The sequence below is a fragment of the Enterococcus sp. S53 genome, assembly GCF_016516865.1.
Taxonomy (GTDB): Bacteria; Bacillota; Bacilli; order Lactobacillales; family Enterococcaceae; genus Enterococcus_D; species Enterococcus_D innesii.
The window spans coordinates 1-16262 of record NZ_JACVUH010000017.1 but is presented as its reverse complement, the minus strand read 5'-3'; the positions used below and the strand labels follow the sequence as shown (position 1 = coordinate 16262).

The window sequence follows — 16262 nt, the reverse complement described above, 5'->3', positions numbered from 1 at the left end:
ATGGATGAGATAAGGAAAGGGGCGTATTATGTTAGCAATCATCGACTATGGTGTCGGCAATTTGTTCAGCTTGTCTCGGTCGCTGGACTACTTGGGTGTTGAGTGCCGAATCACGCGTTCACTAGCGGAATTAAAAGCTGCCGACCGCATTCTTTTACCTGGCGTAGGCGCTTTTGGCGATGCCCGCCAAAAGTTAGCAGAGTTGTCGCTGATCGAACCGATCCAAGAATTGGCAGCAGCTGGCAAACCCTTTTTAGGCATTTGTTTAGGGATGCAGCTGTTGTTTGATAGTAGTGAGGAGTTTGGCACACATGCGGGGCTCGGTTTGATTCCAGGAAGGATCGTTTCCATGCAAAGCGCCTTTGAAGAAGCCAAACTGAATCTGAAAGTGCCACAGATTGGTTGGAATCGGTTGAATGTCAGAAAAGAAAGCCCCCTCGTCAGCGGGTTAGGGGAACAAGACTTTGTCTACTATGTCCACAGTTATTTTGCTGCTGATTGCCAAGAGTATGTCATAGCAGACAGTGACTATGGTCTGGCGATTCCCGGTATCGTGCAAAAAGACAATGTCTTCGGCACTCAGTTTCACCCAGAAAAAAGCGGGGCTGTCGGGTTGAAGATTTTAAAAGCATTCACGGAGGTGCCGCTATGAAAATTTTTCCAGCAATCGATCTGTTAGATCAAAAAGTGGTCCGTTTGTACCAAGGAGACTATGAGCAAAAAGAAGTGTTTGGAGATGATCCAGTAGCATTTGCTCGTTCATTTGAAGAAGAAGGTGCCAACTACCTACACCTCGTCGACTTAGATGGTGCCAAAGCCGGCAAACTCCATTACTTTGATGTCGCAAAAAACATCGTCCAGCAGACCAATCTGTTTGTCGAAGTCGGCGGCGGAATCCGTGAGGAAGAAACGATCCAGCATTGTTTGGCAGCAGGCGTTCATCGGGTGATCCTCGGCACGATTGCCCAGAAAGACCCAGCATTCACAAAAGCGATGCTCAAGAAATACGGCAACAAGATCGCCATTGGTGTCGATGCCAAGGAAGAAAAAGTGGCAGTGGAAGGCTGGCTCGAGAAAACGGCAACAGACGCGTTTACTTTTTGCCAACAATTGGTGGCATGGGGAGCGCAAACGATCATCTTTACCGAAATCTCCCGTGACGGTACAGGAGAAGGCATCAATCTGCCGCTATACGAAAAACTCAATCAATTGGATTGCGACATCGTGGCATCTGGCGGCGTGGCTTCATTGGCAGATATCAAAGGATTAAAACAGTTGGGCATCTCTGGCGTGATCGTCGGGAAATCCTTATATAACGGCAGTCTCCAATTGGCCGATGTCTTAGCAGCAGGGGAGGCAGAAGCATGATCGCCAAACGAATCATTCCTTGCCTTGATGTGCGAGATGGGCGAGTCGTGAAAGGGGTCAACTTTGCTGGCTTAAAAGATGTCAATGATCCGGTGACTTTGGCGCGCTTTTACAATGAACAAGGCGCCGATGAGCTGGTTTTTTATGACATTACTGCTTCTGCAGAAGAACGCGGCTTATTCACGGACATTTTGCAGCGCGTAGCGTCAGAAGTGTTTATTCCCTTGACGGTGGGCGGTGGCATCAATCAAGTAGCAGATTTTGAGCGAGTCTTAAACTGTGGCGCCGACAAAGTCAGCGTCAATTCGGGAGCGCTTCGCCGACCAGAGCTGATCGCAGAAGGCGCGAAACGCTATGGCAGCCAGTGCGTTGTTTTATCCGTTGATGTTCGCCGCGTCGGGGAGAACTGGCATGTGTTTGCCAAAGGCGGACGGGAAGATACAGGCTTAGAAGCATTGGCGTGGATTCACCAAGCTGAGCAGTTAGGTGCTGGTGAACTAGTCATCAACAGCATGGATACCGATGGCGTGAAGCAGGGGTTTGATCTCGACTTGCTGAAAGCTGTCAGCGAAATCACCAAATTACCGATCGTCGCATCCGGTGGTGCTGGCAAAAGTGCCGATTTTATCGAGCTGTTTCAATTGCCAAATATTGAAGCAGGGTTGGCAGCCTCGATTTTTCACTATGGCGAGGTAAAAATCCCAGAGCTGAAAAAACAATTACAGGCCGTTGATATTCCCGTACGAATCGTATAGCGTTGGCATTTTGATAGGCAATAGAAGGAGTGGATAACATGGTGCAAGTACGATTTGATGAACAAGGATTGGTTCCAGTGATCGTGCAGGATGTGGAAACGAATAAAGTTTTGACCTTGGCTTATATGAACCAAGAAAGTTTGACTTTGACCTTGAAGGACCGATTGATGACCTTTTATTCCCGCAGTCGTCAAGAATTGTGGCGCAAAGGAGAAACCAGCGGCAATTACCAGCACTTAGTATCTTTGACAGCAGATTGCGATCAAGATGCCTTAGTCGCCAAAGTAAAAAAAGACGGACCTGCTTGCCATACAGGCACAGAAAGCTGCTTTACAGAAGTGCTTTATGGTACAGAATCCTCTCCAACCATCGATGCGTTGTATGAGCTGATAAAAGGTCGTAAAGATACGCCACAAGAAGGCAGCTATACCAGCTACTTGTTTGAAAAAGGCAGTGAAAAAATCTTAAAAAAAATCGGCGAGGAAGCAACCGAGGTCGTGATTGGGGCGATGAAGGAAGACCGTCAAGAAACCGTTTATGAGATTGCTGATTTGGCGTACCACACATTGGTTTTAATGGCAGAAATGGGGATTGAGTTAGCGGCTATTCGCCAAGAGCTTGCCAAGCGTCATGTTGTGGATAAGAAAGTCAAACAAGAACGGATGCAATAACGGTCAGGATTATTCAGTAGAAAGAAAGCAACTGACGATAAAAAAAGAAGCCCTTCAGCTATTGCTTGAAGGGCTTTGCATCCGTGGCGATAAAGTTGATCTGCTGGTTCTTTGAGTGAGCACACAAAATGGCTAATTATTTTCCAACTCTTCGATCAATTCTTTCATTTCTTTGATTTCTTTTTCCTGTGCGTCAATGATTTTTTCTGCAAGTTCTTTTACTCTTGGATCAGACAAATCGGCATTTTTACTGGTTAAAATCGCAATCGAATGATGGGGAATCATGGCTTTCATCCAGGCCGTATCTCCCACGGCAGTTTGGCTTCTGACCATAAACAGTGAACCAAAAAAGAGTACAACACTGACAACTAGAATGCCGATATTCATTTTCTTGTTGTCATACATCTTCCACATAAATAACAGCATGATGATCGCCATCATCGCACCCATCATCAGTGCCATAAACAGGCGGGTTTGGCTGAAAAAGATATGATCGAGGGCGTAGACATTGAAATACATCATACAAAACATAATCACCGTCGATACCCCAATCATTACCAAAAATTTCCCGTATTTCTTCATTTCTTTCCTCTCCTTTTTGTATACAAAATAAAAACAATAAAGCAATCCAAAACATCATTGTAACTGATGCTTTTTTTCGTTTATTGTTCTGTTAGAAGAAAATTACTCCCTAAATCAAGTATAGCGGAGGAAGTGGAAGGAGAGAAGCGATATACATCTGAACGAAAACAATGGATTCTCAGAGTAAAAAAGCGAAAACAGGATTACTCGTCTAGGTTTATTTGTTATAATCAACCTAAGAAATGGATGGTGTATAGAATGAATCACAATGATCGCTTGACGCGTTTACGCTATGCTTTGGATATCAAGGATACCGACATGGTGAAAATTTTTGAACTTGGCGGCGCTTCTTTCACAAAAGAAGAAGTAAGACAATTATTGAAGAAAAAAGATCCTGAGACCTACGAGATTGAGTGTACCAATGAAGCCTTTGAGCGTTTCTTAAATGGTTTGATTCGCTCGCAACGAGGAACAATGCCAGATGCTGCAGAACCTGTCTTAGAGCTAAACAATGGCAATGTGAATAATTTGATGTTGAAGAAAATAAAAATTGCCCTTTCCCTCACCACGGATGAAATGCTGGACATTTTCCAGCAGGCTGGAGTTACGGTTTCAAAAGGTGAACTAGGCGCCATTTTACGCAAAGAAGGCCATCGCAATTACAAACCATGCTTAGACAAATATGCCCGCAACTTTTTAAAAGGATTGACGATCGAGTATCGGGGCAACAAGTAAAAATCTAAAAATAGGATGAGCTTACAAAATGGCCGTTAAAGAGATGCATTTTATGTGTCTTTTTTTTTTGAAATCTCATAGTATCAGCTCTTGTTGAACAATTATAAAACTGATAGGGTTCATACAAGGAGTAAAAATGAGTAACTCAACTGACAGATTATTCTTTTCAATTCTTTTTGTTGGAACTTGACGTACTCATTCACCACTGATACGAGAATTAATACCTACTAAATGAAAATACATGTTTAAAAGAGTATAATTACCTTAAAAATAAAGTTAAGAGGTAGTGCTATGTATAAGTTTCTTTTAACTAAATTAGACCAAGATGTCTATGAACTATTTGCGTATTTTTTTGAACAGGCGATTGATCGTGAACGATTGAGTGACCTTGCTGACAAAGTAAATCTGTCAAAAAGAAGAATAGCGCTAGTTTTTGAGCGGGCCAGAGACTTACAAAACTCCTATCCTTTTTTTGAGATCGATATGCATGAGGGGAGGGAGTTGGTGCTTTATTTTGCTCCTAATTTTTTATTATCCAAGCTCTATTCGGTCATGCTCTCAGAGAGTATGCCATTTCAAATTATAGACAGACTCTTTAGTGATAAATATGTGTCCTTAGAAGAAACCGCCCAACAACACTATGTCAGTAATCGCACCGTTCAAAGAAAACTCAAGGAAATTGAGAGTATTTTAGAAAATTACCAAATCAAACTTAACTTAAAAAGGAAGCCACTATTCGTGGGAAAAGAATACCGCATTCGTCATTTTTTCCATATTATGTATTGGCAGATCTATGATGCAACAAATGTCCGTCATTTCGGATTGTCGAAACAGAGCATTCGTTCCTTTAAGGACAAGTTAACGAGTTACCCCAGCTGCTATCGCGGTATTGATCAGGAAAAATTTGTTCAGCTGCTTGCGATAAGTCTTTATCGTTTAAAAAGAGGGTTTCCTGTGAATGAGATTCCTCAGGAGATGAAGGAAATGGTCCATCTCACGATTTCCTTTGAACAATTCAAAGAAGAGCTTATTAAACCATTGTTAAGAGATAACTTGATTCTAAATGACGTTCCAGAAGCAGAATTTCTTTTCTTATATTACATGTTCTCTGTAATGACGACGTATTTACCTGAAGAGATTCCTAGCCATCCATCAATTGACGATCATTTCTCAGAACAAGCACTAGCAACAGCAAGATTATTTGCGGAAACTGCTCAGAAGATCTTTCTTGTACCAGAAGGTGAGACTGACTATCTTCTTATTAATGCTTTGTACATTCATTCTGTTTCTGTTGTTTTTCCATCGAAAAACAAAATCGATGCTTTTGGAAAAACGACAACGGATAAGGACTATCGCAGAGTGTTTCCAAAGATTTTTCCACTTGTTCAGGAGCTGTATCAAACCCTTACCCAACAAACACCACTCTTTGCTAGTATGTACGCTGGCAATAATCGCTTGTTATTTCAATACAGCATGCTTCTTTCAATTGTAGCAAAGATCGATCGATCGACCGTGCGGATTTTTCATGAATCAAAATTCGGAAAAATCCAAGAAATCAGGCAAAAAGAACGGTTGAAACGCTGGTTTGGCTATACCCTATCTTTCGTTTCTGAGAAACCAGATTTTGTTGTGACCGATTATCCAGTCGATCGGCAAGCCTTTCTTGATCAAAATCCGAACGTCCAATTTTTTAAATGGAATAGCTTTCCAACTGGCGATCGTTGGCTAGAACTAATTGAGGCGGTGGAAACATTTCAGAATAGGTCCAATCAAAAATAAAAAAGTGATTGATTTATCCAAGTTTCAGCAAACAGTCAGTATTCTCAAATCTGAGAGTATTGACTGTTTTTCTTTATACCCAGAGGATATAAATTCGTTGTACAGGAGTGTTTCAGGTTCTCTTGAATGCCAACGAAGTTTGGAGGTAAATCAATTCGCTGTATATAACAGGACGTATTTTGTATTTAATCAGTCACATATTGACGCGTTTCCAGCTAAAAACCGTGTGATAATACAGACATACAATGCTAGAACAATTCCTTTTACATAAGAATCAACAGCTAAAATAAAGGAGGTGCTGAAGATGGTTGAACCATTTAAGATCCACACACTGCATGAATATTTGAACTTTTATATTGAGGAATCTGAACGGATTTTCAGTAAGTATGAGTATCTAAAACTCAAAGAAAAGATTCACAGAAACTGTTTAGAAATTCGCAGAGCGATTCAAGAAGTCAATCAAGAAAATTTTTTCGAACAGCTTGCGAGAATCAATACGCTTGAAGCAGAAATTTTGATTATTTTGGAGTGTATTGAGCTTCGAGGAAGTGACGATGTCGTGCCTTTTACTGAAGCGGAAATCTTGCAAGTGGCAAAAGAAGACAGCAAGACTTACTTTAAAGAAAGATGTGGGCTGACTTTGACCGCCCCAACCCCGCACTCTTTGCATTTTTCGGTGGATTAGGAATTCATCAGTTGGTATGCCATGGTTGACGATTGAAGTCATACAAGGTCAAGAATAGAACAAGGCAAGTATTAGACAGCGTCTATTACAAAAAGAAATATAAAGGAGAAGCGAATGAAACGATATGATATCAATGAGGATTGGGCACTTTCAGGCGTGATCGAAGCAGGGAATTTTGTTTTTGTTGGCTACTGTGTGGGAAATATCGGACAGTCTATCGAACAACAGATTGTAGGAGCACTGGATCAATTGGAAGAACGCTTGAAATTAGTGGATTTGTCATTAACAGATGTAGTCAAAATGGATGTACTTTTTAAAGATGTTTTTGATATCCCGATTATGGAAAAGATTCTGAAAGAAAAATTCCATAGAAAATTTCCGGTGAGAAAATCGATTCAGACAGCATTTGCTCATTCGGGTGAGGTAGGGATCCTTTTTCAAATCGACGCCATTGCTTTCAAAGGATAACATGTCTGGGAAGCATGGAGGATTCAAAATTCGGTTTAGTTTTTCACCCTTAATCGCAGGGGAACTTGAAAGAACAGGGATTTTTGGCTGTTCCTATAAAAAGGAGTAATAAAAAGGAGGCTGAATATCCAGTCTCCTTTTTTAACCCTCTGTAACCATCTTTTCCTTAGAAATAATTGGAGTGTTCGATTGTTTCAAAGTTTTTTCATTAGGTACCCAAATAGTTTATAAAAATGGTGCACATCAATTTTAGGTAACAAATTATGTAATATTTTTTTATTTTGTTAACACTTTCAGAAACAGATGTGTTTATATTCTTTTATTTTCGCTTTATAAAATAGGACTTATTTTGTCTTTTTCGTGACGATTGTTGTCGTGTCCGCACTTGAAAACCATGCAATAATGCAATCATAAGGAATGAGACTACGAACGCATTACATAGCTGTAAGACGGAGTTGTCAAAGGGCAGCTTTTTTTAATTGGAAAGAGTGTCGTTGATTTCATTTACTTAAACTGAAAGAAGGAAAAATGATGATACCCGTGAAGAGAGAGCTTTTATCACGTATTTTGGTCAGCTCTTCTGTTTTTATATTAGGCAGTCCCTTGATTACCCAAGTATTTGTCAGTATTCCGGCAGCAGCGGAAACGATCAATACATCACCGACAGAAGAAACAACACTAAGTACTAACGAATTAGTACCTGAACAACAATCAGTCACAGCCGAGCAAGCAGTAGTCGAAGAAACCGTTAATTCAGAAACACAAATAGAAAAAAGCGCAGAAGAACAAGCGTTAGCGGAATCATCAACAGCAAATGATTCTCAATCAGAATCATCCGCAGAGCAAATAGTAGAACCATCCACTGAGGCAGAAGTAACTGAGAGTGGTACAACATCTGATGAGGAGTTGAAAATAAAAGCAGCGGAATCAGACAATATCCTTTGGTCAGGCAATTGGGGGACGGCGCCAGCTGAAATGGAATAGAGTACTGACGAAGTAGGAGACTACTGATTATTTCCAATACTAATTTTGGAAAATTATCAGTAGTCTTTTTGTTACGATTTGAATCTTGCCCGAGTACTGACAAACACCAAAAATTTTGACTGCTTTAATACAAAAACTCCTTCGTTTTCTGTAGAAAACTATGATATGATTTTGTGACAGAGACACGCTATGAAAGATAGGGATGGAATGATGAAGATAAAACAAGTGAGTGAAAATTATGATATTACACCGCATACTCTTAGATACTATGAACAGATTGGTTTATTGTCACCCAACTATACTGAGAATGGCTATCGAGATTACTCATACGAGGATATTGAGCGATTAAATACCATTAGAGATCTGCGTTTTTTCGATGTGTCACTTGAGGAAATTAAGAACTACTTGGATACAAAGAATAAAGCGTTGACTAAAAAAATCCTGCATTTCGAGATGGAGCAATTAGAAGACAGAATCCATGCGTTAAAAGAGAAACAAGATTTGTTAAAAGAGCGAATTGACTTGCTTGTCTATGCTGAAAAAAAGCAAAACCATGAAATTGAACGTACTTTTTATGAAGAACGCTACCTTGTTTTAAGCCAAGAAAAAGATACGTTGGGGAAAGACCTATACTTTGAACTTAAGCGCCTGCACAAACAATTTGAAAAAGAACTCCATGCCAACAATCAAAATGTTTTCGGAACGATTTTACTGCCGCACGAAGACGCATTTAGGCATCAAGTTTTCTATTGTCTGACAAACGATTTAGCAGATGAGAAGGCATTTACCATGCCGGCAGGAGAGTATCTCGCTATTTATTATACAGGCACGTATAAGCAGCGCTTAGCTGCTTTAGCAGAACTAAACAGTTACCTAAAGAAAAATAGACTGGTCGCGAAAGGGAATTTTTATGAGTTCTACTTGATTGATTTTCATGAGACGAATTTACCGGAAGAATACGTGAGTAAAATAGAAATTCTCCTTGATCAACCCGATTAAAACGGGATCGATCAAGGAGAAACGTATCTATTGGTACTTAGTGATTCAGCAAGTTTATCGATAAGATAACTTATGAAATGGAGCTGTTCTTATTTCTCTACTTTGGTATCCATTGAGTAGGCGGGAACATTTTCCTTTAGAATGACTCGTGTTACGTGCTTTTCGGATTCTACTAACAAGAAAAGTAGAGTTGCTGGGAGAACACTGATAAGCAATTCGGATAAAGTTAAAGAGGTGGTCTGTAGGATACTTTGCAATGGTGAAAAGTAGACCATTCCTAATTGGAGAATTGCCATAACAAGTAATGAGTAAATCAAGGCTTTATTCTGCTTGATTTTGTTACTGAAGGCTGAATCCGTGATCTCACGACAGTTGATCATGTAAAAAGCTTGACCGAAAACGATCGCATTGATCAAAACGGTTTGTCTGACAGCTTCGTCGCTGAATGCATTCATCGTTAGAAAGCCGAAGAAGGTCAAGAGTAGGCCAACATAAACGATTCGAAAGAGTGTATAGTTGGAAATGATTTTTTCTTTCATATCTCGAGGTGCACGATTCATGATCATTTTGTGAGCTGGTTCAAAACCTAACGCATAGGAGAGTGTAATTGACGCAACTAGATTTAACCAAAGAATCTGCACGGTACTTAGTGGTAAAGGGAGATTTCCCAACATAGAGACGATCAGCAAAAGCCCCTGGGCCAGACAGGTTGGCAAGTAGAAGAGGATCGTCTTTTTTAAATTATCAAAAATTCGACGGCCTTCTTTGATTGCTTTTGCAATCGTTTCAAAATTATCGTCAATGAGGATCATGTCGGCAGCTTGTTTACTAACATCGCTTCCTTTAATTCCCATGGCGATCCCTACATCTGCTTTTCTAAGTGCGGGTGCGTCATTGACCCCATCACCAGTCATTCCAACGATTTCGCCTTGTTCTTGTAAATAAGTAACGATCATCAGTTTATGCTCAGGTGTCGTTCGGGCAAAAATATTCGTATTTTTTACCACTCTTTGCCACTCATCTGTGGATAAACGATCCAATTCAGTTCCAGTGATTGCCCGTTCAGAATGGTCGATTCCTAATTTTTTGGCAATCGCTTTTGCGGTCGTTGGGTGATCCCCGGTGATCATTACGACTCTGACCCCGGCTTTTTTACAATCTGCTACCGCTTCGATCGCTGATTCTTTTGCTGGATCGATAATGCCAGCTAATCCGATGATTACGAGCTCGTCCATCTCTTCATGAGTCAATTCAGTCGTTGTATCTACATCTTTATAAGCAAACGCGATCACTCGTTGTCCCTCTGAAGCAAAAGCCAAATTGATCTTTTCCCACTGTGCATGATCAAACTCCGCTATCTGCCCATCAATATGTGCAGCAGTCGCTTTATTTAAAACGATATCTGGAGCACCCTTTACAAAAATCCGCTTTTTCCCATTGATCAAATGGCTTGTTGCCATATATTTATATTTTGAGTCAAAAGGTAATGTTTCTAGACTCTTGATCCGCGGTGTGCCAATACGATTGGTCCAACGTAATAACGCTAATTCTGTTGCATTTCCGGTCACTGGACAGTGGCGATCATCGAAACTCTGTGTTTCTTGACAGTTTTGCATGATTTTGGCTAGTAGTTCATTGTTCGAAAGATCTGTTTGGTCTTCATGACCAATCACTGTTACCTGATTATTAGAAAACACATTGGTAAGGGTCATATCGTTTTTGGTCAAAGTACCTGTTTTATCAGAACAGATGACTGTCATTGAGCCAAGTGTTTCGACAGTAGGCAGTCCCTTTACGATCGCATTTTGATCCGACATATTTTTCACGCCGGAAGACAAAATAATTGTCAAAATAGAAGGCAACCCCTCAGGAATAGAAGAAACGATCAAAGCAATGATTGCTGACACGATATACATCGGACTCATGCCATAAATGAAGTAGCTGATCAATCCTAATAAGAAGATAAAAACGCCGATCCCTTTAAAAATAGCATGATTCATTTCGTTCACTTTTTTCAATAAAGGGGTTTCTTTCACTTCAATGGTTGCTAAAGAAGCATTGATTTTACCAATCTCAGTGTCCGAACCAATTTCAACAACGATCCCTTTTCCAGTTCCTGACTGAACTTGGGTACCTGAATACGCCATATTGGTTCGTTCAGCAAGTGCTATTTGCCCCTCTAAACGAGCAGTTGTCTTTACGACTGCGTCAGGCTCTCCAGTTAGAATCGATTCATCGATTTTTAGTTCATTCACGGTTTCCATACGCAAATCAGCAGGAATAATATCACCCGGTGCTAAATAAACGCGGTCCCCTGGAATCAAATCTTCTGCATCGATTGAAAGACGTCCGTTTTCAGATTCGACTGTCGCCTTTGAACTAAGTAATTTTGAAATGCTAGATAGTGAATCATCTGCTTTTCTCTCTTGATAATAACCAATCATTGCGTTTAAAACGACCACTAGTAAAACGATCGCTCCTTCAATTAGACTTCCCGTCATAAATTTTAAAACAGCTGCACCGATCAAGACATACATTAACGCATCGTGGAAGTAAGATAGAAACTTCTTCCATTCGGGTGTCTTTTCTGATGCTTGTAATTTATTTTTCCCGTGTTTTTCTTGATACGCTTTACGTACCTCATTTGTGACAAGCGTCTCACTTATCGCTGACTGCACCTTGTCAATATCCAAATTATGCCATTGTTTCATTATTTTCCCTCCGTTTTCTTTACATGAATAGCATAAAGGTTAGAGTGACTATAAGGTCAAATGTTTTTTGAAAATATTTTGTACCTATAGGCTAATTGCAAAAAAATCTTTAGATGGGCTGAAAAAGGCGATTTGGATCAGGGTTTCGTTCTAGGAGTCAAGGCGCTTGATTGATGAAGGTACCTACAAAAAGGCTAGCAAAACTATTATCAAAGGGCTAAATCAGTGGCCACTGGTAAACTTGATGCCCAAAATACCAACTATTAATAAGATGACGAAAACCCAAGTCAGGAGAGACAGCTGGTCTTTAAAGAACACGACCCCCACAATAATCGATCCCACCGCGCCGATCCCTGTCCAAACAGGATAAGCGATACTTAATGGTAGATTTTTGACCGCTAAAGCCAAGAAGCCAAAACTGAAAATCATTCCGATGACCGTTGAAAAACTGTACCAAAAGTGGCTAAACCCGTTGCTCAGTTTCATGGTAGATGCCCATACCACCTCAAAAAATCCTCCTAAAAATAAATAAATCCATGTCATAATTTGTTCTCCTCCTCAAAAAAAATAAGCATTCAGTAAACTCTTCAAGGACCTAATGAGTTTACCAAACACTTCTATCACCCGGTGGTGGTTTGGATATTCAATTAATGTAACAATAATAAAATATTAGTTGAAAAGAGGCGAAATGTCAACGATAAGCGAAGTCAGCTATCAAGTTTTTTTCAAGAACGAAAGGTAATTTTGTCGTCTAGATAGCCAAGGAAATCAAGGTTCAATCAGTTTGTCTTTGACTAGCCATTAAGTTATTTTTTAGCAAGTAATTAATAAATAGTTGTAAAAAGAAAAGATGTTAGGAAAACTAGTTATTAATCATACGTAAAGTTATATTATCAATTCTTAATTTAGATTCTAATCAAAAGATCCAATTCAAAATTACTATATTTTTCTAATAAATAAAAAAAATAAGCAATTTTGTTTAAAAAAGCTTATACTACTTTTTGACTAATCTTGTAAACTTATATAGGGGAGGGCGTATTTCTATGTTGTCAGAAGAACTATTGATTGATAGGTATCGTTATGAGTGGGTAATTCTTAAATACATAGAGAATTATAAAAATCATTATTGTACAGTTTCAGAATTAAGTAAGATTTTGGCTATTTCTAGCTATAAAGTTGAAACTTACATAGATGAATTGAATACGTATTTGAGCTTAATTTCCAAGGATACTGCAATTTGTATCAAAAAATCAGGAGAAATCACTTGTGCTAATCTCGACTACGTAACGGTAAAGAAAATAAGAATTAAGTTTATGAAAATTTGTGAACTTTTTAATATTTTGGATAATTTTTTCATTAATGAGATTCCTATGAAAAAGCAAGTTGCTTTGCTTCACAGCAGCCAGACAGCTAGCTATGTGAAGTTTCGCCATTTAAAGTCTTTATTAAATGAAGAAAACATTTTGATTAAAAAGAGCAGAATTATTGGGAATGAGTTGAGCGTACGCAGTATATTTTTTAGTACTTACTATGAATTATTTAACGGCATTGAAAATCCTTTTCCAAAAGAAATCCGTCAAATGACCGATAAAATTATAAAGCAATTTTCATCACAATATATAGTAACTATCCCCAGAACAAAAGAAATAAAACTAGCAATCTTTATTAGTATTTGGTTCATTCGAATAAAAAATAAACATTTTATACAAGAGAATTATGTGGACTATGTGAAAAATGATTTCACGAAGTGGTTGAAAAAAGCGATAAACAGTGACTCTTCGATCGACGATGAGCAGTTAGAGAATGAAATTGGTTATTTTTTGATGTTCTGTCATTTTGAAATCGACAATGAACAATTCGTTACGAAGTTTAGGACATTTGATTTGTATCAAGAAGCAGTTAAGTTAACTCAAAAATTTATTTCTATGTTTTTTGACACATTCAGTTATGAAATAAAAGATGATTTTATAGAGAAGGAACTAACAAATATACATATTAAATGGTTAGTTTATCGCTTTAAAAATCAGTCATTCATTATCAAAGGGAAGTTTAATTATTTTCAGGAAACCAATCCAGCAATTGATAAATTTATTCAGGATTTTTTTCGGGAAATAGAAAAATCCACTTTTTTCCAATCTGATTCCGAGAAAAACAAGCTTTATTATGACTATCTTTTCTTATTAGTTACGCAGCTACCCATGGAAAAAATTGAGACACCTTTAAATATCTGTATTGATTTTTCTCATGGGAATAATTACAACAGCTATATAAAAATGATGCTACAGTCGTTACAATCGATGAATCTTATCTTTGAAGCCAAAATTAGTAATAATACCAAGTTATTTCTTTCGGACTGTGCCATGGATAAATTGAACTGTGAACAACTTATTTGGAAAAAACCGCCAACATCTAATGATTGGAAGGAACTGGGAGAGTTGCTAGTAAAACTAAAGGAGGTAGCTTTTGAAAGATAAATATTTTTCATGGGTAGTTTTGCCCTTTTTTCTAATCAATCAATTGAGTTTTTTGCCTAGCGAACATACGAAAGAAGAAGAACCTGTATACGCGTTTGAAGTAGGTTCCAATGAGAATGAAATCGTCGTTGAGAATGATTCAGAAAAATTAGCAAAATACAGAAAACAAAAGGAAAATTTCCTCTCAATTGAGCAACAATTAACAATGTTAACGGAACAACCTTATTTGCCTTCAAATGAGAAACCCATTTATTTAGGAAAAATTTTAGAAAGCATGTCTGGAGGAATTTTATATGGAAGAAAGTACACGGAATATTTACATAAAAGATAGTAGTTGAAATAGATGAATCTTATAGCAACGGTATAAAAATGTCAGTATGCAACACATTAATAGTATAGAAAAGGAATCGGTGAATATGAAAAGAAGAATTTCTACTTATTTTAGCCTTTTAGTAATTGTAACATCTATCTTAGTTGCGCCATTGCACGCGATTGCTGAAATGAGTATTGGTGAAACCCAAGCTACACAAGCCACAAGTGAGACGAGTGATGTAACAAATAGAACAAGTGAGTCTCAAAGTGAAACATCAACCACCATATCAAGTGGATCGGTAGAATCTACAGATTTACAGAACACAGAGGTACAATCAGATCTTAAATCAGAAACTTTACAGACTTCGGAGAAACAATCAAGAGCGCCAACCATTGCTCCATTTTCAGCAGTTGATGATGTGATCACTTCCTTTAGTATCACGGATGAAAATGGAGATCCTCTGACGGAAGCTGTTGGACAGTGGGAGACATTTCGAATCAATGGGACGTTTGATCTACCAAATAACCAAGTAAAAGAAGGAGATACGACAACGATCACCTTACCGTCTGAACTTAGATTTGGTAGTAACGAATCGTTTGAACTAAAAGATTCGAATGGAAACATCGTCGCCAATGCAACCGTTCTGTCAGATTCAAAACAGATTATTCTGACCTATACAGATTATGCAGAAACCCATTCAGATATACATGGCTCTTTTTATTTTTACGCGGGTGTTGATTCAACAATTGTTCAAGAGGAACAGACAATCACGACGACGATTGATGTTGAAGGAACGACCTTTCCAATTGAAATTGATTATGCTGGTATAGATACAACCACATATCCTTTAACGAAATCTGGTTGGTTTACAGACGGAAGTGATCAAACGATTCAATATTATGTTGCAATCAATCGAAGTAGCGGTAATTATCCTGATGCTACGATCACCGATGCGATAAATAGTCAGGCTGTCACTTATGTTCCAGGTTCGTTCATTATTTATAAAGGAAAGTGGCAATTAAATGCTGCTGGAAATGATTGGGAATTAGTAAATCGTGTCAACGTGACTGGAGATTATGAAATCAATATTTCTAGTGATCAACGATCATTCTCAATAGATTTTGGAGATATTGGTAGTGAAGATCAATATGCAATTTACTATAAAGCAGAACTAGCCTATACACCTGTTGATGGAGAGAATGTCGTTAATACGGCTGTATTGACATCAAATGACGTAGTGATAAAGGATGGCATTGCCTATACAAATTACCAAAAAGGAGGAGGCGAAGCCGAAGGATATAATTACACGGTAAGTATTATTAAAACGAATGAATCAGGGGAAGTTCTTTCTGGTGCACAATTTGAAGTTCTACGTGAGTCAACGGGACAAGTTGTAGGAAAATTGACAACAGATGACGAGGGGCGAGCTTCTATCAATGATCTTCTGAAGGATAATTATACGATAAAGGAAATAAAAGCTCCTGCGGGTTATGAATTATTGGATCAGGTACTAACTGTTACCCCAAGCGACTTTGGCAACGATAAAGAAGTGACGAAAACTGTTGTAAACAAGAAAATAGAAAAACCTGTCGCTTTGACTCTAGAAGCAAGTAAAGAACTAACTGGCAAAGCACTAAGTGCGGATGAATTTCAATTCCAACTGTTGGATGAGCAAGGAGAAGTGCTCCAAACTAAGAGCAATGATGCCAACGGAAAAATTTACTTCGATGCAATCGAC

General features: G+C 38.6%; 16 protein-coding genes. 13 read left to right on the top strand and 3 right to left on the bottom strand.

Annotation, left to right across the window (positions count from 1 at the left end):
• The first annotated feature begins 28 nt into the window (after positions 1-28).
• From hisH to hisIE, 4 genes are read left to right on the top strand one after another with little or no spacing between them, the layout of a single operon-like run.
• On the top strand, positions 29-652 hold the full coding sequence (gene hisH, locus IAE45_RS15925; RefSeq protein WP_200126012.1) for an imidazole glycerol phosphate synthase subunit HisH: 624 nt from the start codon (positions 29-31) through the stop codon (positions 650-652).
• Positions 649-1368, top strand: a complete 720-nt coding sequence (gene hisA / locus IAE45_RS15920; RefSeq protein ID WP_194199805.1) for a 1-(5-phosphoribosyl)-5-[(5-phosphoribosylamino)methylideneamino]imidazole-4-carboxamide isomerase — start codon at positions 649-651, stop codon at positions 1366-1368. The genes hisH and hisA overlap by 4 nt, the downstream gene beginning before the upstream one ends.
• The gene (gene hisF / locus IAE45_RS15915) at positions 1365-2123 is read left to right on the top strand and encodes an imidazole glycerol phosphate synthase subunit HisF (protein WP_086293280.1); all 759 of its coding nucleotides are present in this window, start codon (positions 1365-1367) and stop codon (positions 2121-2123) included. The genes hisA and hisF overlap by 4 nt, the downstream gene beginning before the upstream one ends.
• A 38-nt stretch (positions 2124-2161) precedes the next feature.
• Entirely contained in the window at positions 2162-2794 is a 633-nt protein-coding gene (hisIE, locus tag IAE45_RS15910; RefSeq protein ID WP_200126010.1) for a bifunctional phosphoribosyl-AMP cyclohydrolase/phosphoribosyl-ATP diphosphatase HisIE, read from the top strand.
• Between the two features lie 132 nt (positions 2795-2926).
• On the opposite strand, the gene IAE45_RS15905 is transcribed toward hisIE, so the two are convergent.
• Positions 2927-3376: a DUF305 domain-containing protein gene (locus IAE45_RS15905; protein WP_200126009.1), complete on the bottom strand. Its 450-nt coding sequence runs from the start codon at positions 3374-3376 to the stop codon at positions 2927-2929.
• A 258-nt stretch (positions 3377-3634) separates the two neighbouring features.
• On the opposite strand from IAE45_RS15905, the gene IAE45_RS15900 reads away from it, so the two are divergent.
• From IAE45_RS15900 to IAE45_RS15875, 6 genes are all read left to right on the top strand, one after another.
• The gene (locus tag IAE45_RS15900) at positions 3635-4111 is read left to right on the top strand and encodes a DUF1456 family protein (RefSeq protein WP_200126007.1); all 477 of its coding nucleotides are present in this window, start codon (positions 3635-3637) and stop codon (positions 4109-4111) included.
• 291 nt (positions 4112-4402) lie between these two features.
• Entirely contained in the window at positions 4403-5890 is a 1488-nt protein-coding gene (locus IAE45_RS15895; protein ID WP_077453997.1) for a helix-turn-helix domain-containing protein, read from the top strand.
• 304 nt (positions 5891-6194) lie between these two features.
• Entirely contained in the window at positions 6195-6575 is a 381-nt protein-coding gene (locus IAE45_RS15890; protein ID WP_200126005.1) for a DUF7006 family protein, read from the top strand.
• A gap of 114 nt (positions 6576-6689) precedes the next feature.
• Positions 6690-7043, top strand: coding sequence for a RidA family protein (locus tag IAE45_RS15885; protein ID WP_077453995.1), 354 nt, complete (start codon positions 6690-6692; stop codon positions 7041-7043).
• A 531-nt stretch (positions 7044-7574) separates the two neighbouring features.
• On the top strand, positions 7575-8027 hold the full coding sequence (locus IAE45_RS15880) for a hypothetical protein (RefSeq protein ID WP_200126003.1): 453 nt from the start codon (positions 7575-7577) through the stop codon (positions 8025-8027).
• Between the two features lie 189 nt (positions 8028-8216).
• On the top strand, positions 8217-9026 hold the full coding sequence (locus IAE45_RS15875; RefSeq protein WP_233619120.1) for a MerR family transcriptional regulator: 810 nt from the start codon (positions 8217-8219) through the stop codon (positions 9024-9026).
• A gap of 89 nt (positions 9027-9115) precedes the next feature.
• On the opposite strand, the gene IAE45_RS15870 is transcribed toward IAE45_RS15875, so the two are convergent.
• Positions 9116-11737, bottom strand: a complete 2622-nt coding sequence (locus IAE45_RS15870) for an HAD-IC family P-type ATPase (protein WP_200125999.1) — start codon at positions 11735-11737, stop codon at positions 9116-9118.
• A 222-nt stretch (positions 11738-11959) separates the two neighbouring features.
• Positions 11960-12280, bottom strand: a complete 321-nt coding sequence (locus IAE45_RS15865) for a DMT family transporter (protein ID WP_077453606.1) — start codon at positions 12278-12280, stop codon at positions 11960-11962.
• 500 nt (positions 12281-12780) lie between these two features.
• On the opposite strand from IAE45_RS15865, the gene IAE45_RS15860 reads away from it, so the two are divergent.
• The 3 genes from IAE45_RS15860 to IAE45_RS15850 all read left to right on the top strand — a co-directional run.
• Complete coding sequence (locus IAE45_RS15860) at positions 12781-14211, top strand: helix-turn-helix domain-containing protein (protein ID WP_061053835.1); 1431 nt, start codon at positions 12781-12783, stop codon at positions 14209-14211.
• Positions 14201-14542 (top strand): hypothetical protein, encoded by a 342-nt coding sequence (locus tag IAE45_RS15855; RefSeq protein ID WP_200125997.1) that lies wholly within the window; start codon positions 14201-14203, stop codon positions 14540-14542. Before IAE45_RS15860 ends, IAE45_RS15855 begins: the two co-directional genes overlap by 11 nt.
• 169 nt (positions 14543-14711) lie before the next feature.
• The coding region (locus tag IAE45_RS15850) for an Ig-like domain-containing protein (RefSeq protein WP_233619119.1) at positions 14712-16262 on the top strand (1551 nt) is incomplete at its 3' end.